The organism is Bradyrhizobium sp., assembly GCF_027451485.1.
Lineage (GTDB): Bacteria > Pseudomonadota > Alphaproteobacteria > Rhizobiales > Xanthobacteraceae > Bradyrhizobium.
Genome location: NZ_DAIDJE010000145.1, coordinates 1 through 5,771, shown reverse-complemented (window position 1 = coordinate 5,771; position 5,771 = coordinate 1). Strand labels below are relative to the sequence as shown.

General features: G+C 63.2%; 9 protein-coding genes and 1 pseudogene. 9 read left to right on the top strand and 1 reads right to left on the bottom strand.

The features are described 5' to 3' along the window. Positions 1-226: 226 nt before the first annotated feature. The 9 genes from NEZ08_RS18275 (at position 227) to NEZ08_RS18235 (ending at position 5,496) form a co-directional block, all read left to right on the top strand. Positions 227-469: a type II toxin-antitoxin system VapB family antitoxin gene (locus tag NEZ08_RS18275; RefSeq protein ID WP_048879523.1), complete on the top strand. Its 243-nt coding sequence runs from the start codon at positions 227-229 to the stop codon at positions 467-469. Continuing rightward, positions 466-876: a type II toxin-antitoxin system VapC family toxin gene (locus tag NEZ08_RS18270; protein WP_048879522.1), complete on the top strand. Its 411-nt coding sequence runs from the start codon at positions 466-468 to the stop codon at positions 874-876. Before NEZ08_RS18275 ends, NEZ08_RS18270 begins: the two co-directional genes overlap by 4 nt. A 65-nt stretch (positions 877-941) precedes the next feature. Further along, positions 942-1,145, top strand: a complete 204-nt coding sequence (locus tag NEZ08_RS18265) for an antitoxin VbhA family protein (RefSeq protein ID WP_048879521.1) — start codon at positions 942-944, stop codon at positions 1,143-1,145. Between the two features lie 23 nt (positions 1,146-1,168). Next, entirely contained in the window at positions 1,169-1,342 is a 174-nt protein-coding gene (locus tag NEZ08_RS18260; protein WP_264797759.1) for a hypothetical protein, read from the top strand. Positions 1,343-1,427: 85 nt separating this feature from the next. Beyond that, positions 1,428-1,616: a hypothetical protein gene (locus tag NEZ08_RS18255; RefSeq protein ID WP_298109833.1), complete on the top strand. Its 189-nt coding sequence runs from the start codon at positions 1,428-1,430 to the stop codon at positions 1,614-1,616. After that, entirely contained in the window at positions 1,606-2,298 is a 693-nt protein-coding gene (locus NEZ08_RS18250) for an ArdC family protein (protein ID WP_298109831.1), read from the top strand. Before NEZ08_RS18255 ends, NEZ08_RS18250 begins: the two co-directional genes overlap by 11 nt. 71 nt (positions 2,299-2,369) lie before the next feature. Then, positions 2,370-3,569, top strand: a complete 1,200-nt coding sequence (locus NEZ08_RS18245) for a tyrosine-type recombinase/integrase (protein WP_298109829.1) — start codon at positions 2,370-2,372, stop codon at positions 3,567-3,569. Then, a complete protein-coding gene (locus NEZ08_RS18240) occupies positions 3,566-4,507 on the top strand; it encodes a tyrosine-type recombinase/integrase (RefSeq protein ID WP_011930444.1) in 942 nt (313 codons plus the stop codon). Before NEZ08_RS18245 ends, NEZ08_RS18240 begins: the two co-directional genes overlap by 4 nt. Continuing rightward, complete coding sequence (locus tag NEZ08_RS18235) at positions 4,504-5,496, top strand: tyrosine-type recombinase/integrase (RefSeq protein ID WP_011930443.1); 993 nt, start codon at positions 4,504-4,506, stop codon at positions 5,494-5,496. The genes NEZ08_RS18240 and NEZ08_RS18235 overlap by 4 nt, the downstream gene beginning before the upstream one ends. 88 nt (positions 5,497-5,584) lie before the next feature. Here NEZ08_RS18235 and NEZ08_RS25820 read toward each other — a convergent pair. Then, positions 5,585-5,764: pseudogene (locus NEZ08_RS25820) on the bottom strand (zincin-like metallopeptidase domain-containing protein); the annotation flags it as partial. Between the last annotated feature and the right edge of the window lie 7 nt (positions 5,765-5,771).

Here is a 5,771-nt window from a genome sequence, read left to right as displayed (position 1 = left end):
GAGGTTCCGGGGGCAATCGCGGCAGGCAGCCCTGTCCGCCGCGCACAGCCGACGCATGAGGCGACGGAAGCCAACCCGCACACGCCAGCTTTGGACTCTGGCCGTAGGGGCGGCGCTGGTGTTTCTTGTTCTGGCGGTCGAGCGGGCAATTTTCTTGTGAATAACCTTGCTATTCGTAAGATATCAAGATATTCAAAAATAGATATTTGGATATCAAGAGGCGCCCATGCCGCTTTACATCCGCGATGATGCGACCGCCGAGCTTGTCGCCAAGCTGGCGAAAGAGCGCGGCCTAACCAAACAGGATGCCGTGCGGATCGCCGTGCAGGCCGAGCTTGACCGGACCCGCGAAGCAAAGCCCTTGCGCGAGCGCCTGCGCGAGTGGCGCGAGGCCAATCCGCTGCCGCCGCCTACAGGCTTGAAGGCAGACAAGGCATTTTTCGATGAACTGTCTGGGGAGGGGGAATGATCTTCATCGATGCCTCTGCCCTGATCGCCATGATCGCCGGCGAGGAGGATGCGGATATGTTGGCGGATCTTCTGGCCCAGGAACGCACCCGTCTCGTCTCACCGGTTGCCATGTGGGAGGCCACAGCCGGGCTCTGCCGCAGCTTCGGGCTTTCGATGGATGGCGCCCGGCAAAAGGTGAAGAGCTTTATGAGTGCCCTCGGCATCGAGGTCATTTCTCTCGGTGAGCGTGAGTATGATCTGGCGATCCAGGCTTATGCCGATTTCGGGAAGGGGCGGCATCCGGCCGCCTTGAACATGGGCGATTGCTTTGCCTATGGCGCCGCCAAATCCTACCGCGCGGCGCTGCTGTTCAAAGGCGATGATTTTACCAAGACGGATATTCGCAAAGCCGGGATGAATAGTTGAAATCTCTTGAATTTTACTGCATTTTTCCTTAATTCTTAACTTCGGTGGAGAAAGGACGCGGCGCGATGGATCAGCTTGTCAGCAGGATTTCGGAAGCTGAAATGACGCGGCGCCGGCATGCGATTGAGCAGGCTCGCGCGGCGAATATCCGCCAGGGCTATGTTCATGATCCAGTGCTTGAGGCTGCAAACGAGCGGTTTATCCGGGGCGAGATCGACATGGCCGAGCTGGATCGCTTGATGATCGCCGCGATCGAGGCCGGGCGCTAAGGCGCCCGGTTTGGTTGGCGGGCATGGCGGAAGATCGAGAGCCGCACGGCTACACCTATCCGAATACGTCAGACGATCCCGATCAGATCGATGTTCTTCGCAACAGATTTGGCTTGCGAAGCCACGTAGCCCTGGCGCGGGCCTATTGGCAGCACGCGGCCGAGAGCGAGGCCGCGACCCGGCAATTCGAGCGCTAGGGCACGCCGGGGAAGGGCAGGGGGCCAGCGAAGGGCCGGCCTTTCGCGCCGGGCGATACAGAGCACGTTGAGGAGGAGGAGAGCGATGAAACCGAAGAAACCAATCATCTCGCGCGATCTGGCCGATTTGATGCGACCGGGCTTCATGGTCGAAGTCGATCCGGTCGATGTCGATCAGCTGGGGTTGGTCGAGGAAACCGCACTCGATGAAGCTGACGCCTGGGAGTCCAATGCGGACGTGGAGAACACCAACGAGGCCACCAATGGCCGGTGATTATGCCCAGACGGTTGCCGCCTCGATTGTCAAACAGTTGGAGGAGGGCACCGCGCCCTGGGTGAAGCCGTGGGAGCCTAGCGGCCTCCGGTTCATTCCCTACAACGCGACCACAGGCAAAGATTACCAGGGCGGCAATGCAATCTGGCTGATGGCGGTGGCCGAGATGAAGGGTTACAGCGATCCGCGCTGGACCACATACAAGCAGGCCCAGAGCCTCGATGCCCAGGTAATGAAAGGCGAAAAAGGCACCCTGATCCAGTATTTCAAGAAGTTTGACCGGGTGCCGGTGAAGGACGAGCAAGGCCGGCCGGTGAAGGATGCCGAGGGCAACCAGATTTATCGCAGCGTCGAGCTGGAACGCCCGCGCGTGTTTTCGGCCGTGGTGTTCAATGCCGAGCAGATCGCTGGCATGCCGAAGATCGAGGCCCGGCCCGCTTTGGCGGAGTGGGAACGGCACGCGGCGGCCGAGCAGATCATGACCCATTCCGGGGTGCCAATCATCTACCGGCCCGGCGACCGGGCCTTTTACACCGTGGCACAGGATCGGGTCACGATGCCGGAGCGCGAGCAGTTCAAGACGGCGGATCGGTTTTACAGCACGGCCCTGCATGAGCTGGGGCATAATGCCGAGATCCGGATTATGCCGCATCTGCTCGGCAGGGCGCGGTTGGCGGTATGATCGCACCAATCCCATTCGGCATAATCTTCATCGCTCCAACAACATGGAGCACGACGATCATGCCTCAATATTTGCAGACCTGCATCGAGCCGTATCTGGACTCGTTCGCCGAGAGCTTTGCGGCGGAGAATTACACCGCCGGCACGGTCAAGACCTACCAATCGATCCTGCGGAAGGTGGGGCACGCGATGGATGTCGAGGGCATCAGTCCTTCGGCGTTGACGCTCGACATGGCCGAGCATCTGGGACGCAAGGTGCCGCGCAAGAAGACGGGCTCGGTATGGCCGTATAGGTTGGCCCGCCGGTTCGCGCAGCATCTGCTCGATATCGGCGTCACGCAGCCGGTGCCGTTGACCGAGGCGCAGCAGGCGCGCGCGACCCTGCTGGCGAACTTCGAGACCTATCTGGTCAAGCATCGCGGCCTGAGTCCGCGGACGATCTATCACACGCTGCGGTTCGCCAACCGGTTCCTCGATCATCGCTTTGGTGATGCGATAGTTGATCCGGGGCGGTTGCGGCCTGCCGACGTGATCAGCTTCATCGAGCATGTGTTGGCAGGCGCGCGTCGCGACAAAACGGTGGCAACGCATGTTCGTATCTTCCTGCAATATCTGTTCGGCAGCGGCGCGACAGCGACCAATCTGGCGCTGAGCGTGCCTAGGGCGGCGAAGCGCTGGGGCGCACGACTGCCGCGCCATCTGTCGCCCGAGGGCGTCGAGGCGGTGCTCGCCTGCGTGCGCGACAGCCCCCGGCACGGCGCTCGGGACTATGCGATGCTGCTCATCATGGCCCGGCTCGGCTTGCGCGCTGCCGAGGTCATCGCGATCCAGCTGGACGACATCGACTGGCGCGCGGGCGAACTCTTGGTGCGTGGCAAGGGGAAGCTCCACGATCGCGTGCCGATCAGCGCGGAGGTTGGCGAGGCCCTCTGCCGCTATCTGCGCGAGGAACGCGGACCCGCGTCCTGTCGCACGATGTTCGTCACCCATCGCGCGCCGTACCGTCCGTTCAAGGACAGCCAGATCGTCAACGCCGTTCTCAAGGATGCGCTGAAGGCGACTGGCCAGAAGCCGGTAACGCCCTATGTGGGATCGCACCTGCTGCGTCATAGCCTTGCCACCCAGTTAGTGAACTCGGGTGCATCGCTCGACGAGGTGGGCGATGTGCTGCGGCACCGCTCACGCACATCAACGATGATATATGCCCGTCTCGACATCGATGGGCTGCGGTCAGTGGCAATGCCTTGGCCCGTGGCGGGAGGCGCGCAATGAGCCTCACCTTCCAACTCGACCGCTATCTGGCTGTGCGGCGCCGCCTCGGCTACGACCTGAGCACCAGCGAGCGCATCCTTCGCCGCTTCACGCGGTTCGCCGACAGCGAGCGTGTGACGCATATCGACACGGCGCTGTTCCTGCGTTGGCACGCTACGCTCGGCGAGGCCAACGGCATGACGCGAGCGGCGCGGCTTACCGCCGTGCGCCTCTTCGCGCAGTGGCTGAGCAGCTTCGATCCGGCGCATGAACCCCCACCACGGGGCCTGTTGCCGGACACTGTCATGCGCTCGCGTCCGCATATCTACAGCAATGCCGAGGTCGCTTCGATTATCGCGGCCGCAAAGGCGCTGCCGTCGATCTGCGGGTTGCGCGGGCTGACTTGCTCGACACTGTTCGCGCTCATCGCGGTCACGGGCTTGCGCATCAGCGAGGCGCTCGCGCTCGATGGGAACGACCTCGACGCCGATAATGGTGTGCTGCGCGTCCGACAGGGCAAGAACGGCAAGGAGCGGTTGCTGCCGCTCGACCCCAGCACCGTCGAGCGACTGCTCAACTATCGCATCGAACGCGATCGGCTGATCGGTCATCCGGCGGTGCCGCTGTTCGTAACCGACAAGGCGACCCGGCTCACCGACTGCACGGCCCGCTACAACTTCGCGCAGGCGTGCCAGCAGATCGGCTTGCGATCCGAGCAGCAGTACCATCGGCATGGCCGAGGGCCACGCATCCACGATCTGCGCCACACCTTCGCCGTGCGCACGATGATCGACTGGTACCGGACCGGCAAGGATCCGGCGCGCGAGATGATCCGGCTGACGACCTATCTGGGTCATAGCAGCCCTTCCCGAACATACTGGTATCTGGAGGCGGTCCCGGAACTGCTCGATCTGGCGATAGCCCGTGCCACCGCGAGCGGCGGGGAGATGGCACAATGAACGCCGTCACCTTGCCCGCGCTGATCCAGCGCTTCTTCACCGACCGGCTTTGCACGCAACTGGAGGCGAGCCGACATACGGTCGCCGGCTATCGCGATACGTTCCGGCTGCTGCTCAGATATGCGAGCGCCCGCCGCAAAAAGCCGCCGGTCAACCTGACGGTCGAAGACATCGACGCCGATCTGGTCGCGGACTTCCTCGCCCACACCGAGACCGCGCGGGGTAATAGCGCTCGCAGCCGTAATACCCGGCTCGCCGCGATCCGATCGTTCTTCCGCTTCGTCGCGATGACCGATCCGACTTGGCTGCTGCACTGCCAGCGCATCCTCGCCATGCCCAATAAGCGCTATGTGAAGCGTGCGGTCACGTTCCTCGATGCCGAGGAAATGGCGGCGCTGTTGGCGGCTCCGGATCGTACAACATGGGCGGGGCGGCGCGATCACGCTCTGCTCCTGCTTGCGGTCCAGACAGGCCTGCGGGCTTCCGAACTGGTCGGCCTCACGCGGGGCGATGTCGTGCTGGGGACCGGCGCGCACATCCGTTGCATGGGCAAGGGCCGGAAGGAGCGCGCCACCCCGCTTCGCCGCGAGACAGCCAAGCTGCTGGCGACGTGGATCGGCAACGACAAAGATGAGGGCAAGCCGCTGTTCCCGTCGATCCGGGGCGAACGGCTGAGCCGTGACGCTCTTGAGCATCTGGTCCGCAAGCACTGCCTCACGGCGTCGCGCGCGTGCCCGAGCATCGGCACGAAACAGGTCACGCCACATACGCTGCGCCACAGCACGGCGATGGACCTGCTCCACCACGGCGTTGATCCTGCGGTGATCGCGCTCTGGCTTGGTCACGAGAACGTCGAGACCACCCAAATCTACATCCATGCCGACATGCGGATGAAGGAAAAGGCGCTCGCTCGCGTCGCCGCTCCAGCCACGCCGTCGGGCCGGTTCCGGCCCGACGATCAACTCCTCGCGTTCCTGGAAGGGCTCTGATTATGCCGAACAGCCGCATGGCCAATGCCGGGCTATCCGGCCTCCAGCGGAGGCCATGCGGCATAATCCGGATCGCGGCATTATGCCCCAGCTCATGCAGGGCCGTGCTGTAAAACCGATCCGCCGTCTTGAACTGCTCGCGCTCCGGCATCGTGACCCGATCCTGTGCCACGGTGTAAAAGGCCCGGTCGCCGGGACGGTAGAAGATCGGCACCCCGGAATGGGTCATGATCTGCTCGGCCGCCGCGTGCCGTTCCCACTCTGCCAAGGCTGAC

Excerpts from the sequence above, each read along its gene's own strand:
- NEZ08_RS18275 (WP_048879523.1), top strand. The coding sequence starts at position 227 with ATGCCGCTTTACATCCGCGATGATGCGACCGCCGAGCTTGTCGCCAAG.
- NEZ08_RS18270 (WP_048879522.1), top strand. The coding sequence starts at position 466 with ATGATCTTCATCGATGCCTCTGCCCTGATCGCCATGATCGCCGGCGAG.
- NEZ08_RS18265 (WP_048879521.1), top strand. The coding sequence starts at position 942 with ATGGATCAGCTTGTCAGCAGGATTTCGGAAGCTGAAATGACGCGGCGC.
- NEZ08_RS18260 (WP_264797759.1), top strand. The coding sequence starts at position 1,169 with ATGGCGGAAGATCGAGAGCCGCACGGCTACACCTATCCGAATACGTCA.
- NEZ08_RS18255 (WP_298109833.1), top strand. The coding sequence starts at position 1,428 with ATGAAACCGAAGAAACCAATCATCTCGCGCGATCTGGCCGATTTGATG.
- NEZ08_RS18250 (WP_298109831.1), top strand. The coding sequence starts at position 1,606 with ATGGCCGGTGATTATGCCCAGACGGTTGCCGCCTCGATTGTCAAACAG.
- NEZ08_RS18240 (WP_011930444.1), top strand. The coding sequence starts at position 3,566 with ATGAGCCTCACCTTCCAACTCGACCGCTATCTGGCTGTGCGGCGCCGC.
- NEZ08_RS18235 (WP_011930443.1), top strand. The coding sequence starts at position 4,504 with ATGAACGCCGTCACCTTGCCCGCGCTGATCCAGCGCTTCTTCACCGAC.